Source organism: Neisseria sp. P0014.S009 (assembly GCF_051958155.1).
Taxonomy (GTDB): domain Bacteria; phylum Pseudomonadota; class Gammaproteobacteria; order Burkholderiales; family Neisseriaceae; genus Neisseria; species Neisseria flavescens_C.
Genome location: NZ_JBQCVS010000138.1, coordinates 1 through 266, shown reverse-complemented (window position 1 = coordinate 266; position 266 = coordinate 1). Strand labels below are relative to the sequence as shown.

At 40.2% G+C, this 266-nt stretch carries 1 protein-coding gene; it reads left to right on the top strand.

Features of this window, described 5'->3' with window-relative positions:
* Nucleotides 1-266: hypothetical protein (locus ACTHS4_RS12025; protein ID WP_440366001.1), on the top strand; the 266-nt coding region annotated here is incomplete at both ends.

Below are 266 nucleotides of genomic sequence, written 5' to 3'. Positions count from 1 at the left end.
GAATTAAGCTTAAAAGAAATCCGCAAGCAAATGGCGGAAACCGAAAAGCAAATCAAGCAATTAGAAAAGCAAGAGCGCGTGCAAAAAGCCAAGCTTGCGAAGCACATAGATGCCATTTATCGCTCAGGAGTCAATCCTTCTACCTTGGAAAGAATGCTTTCGGAAGATGCGAAAAAAGCGGAACGCATGAAAGTGTATTATCAGCACTTAAATCAAGTTCGCATTGTTATGATTAACAATCTGAAAGCGACACAAGAGAATTTAGC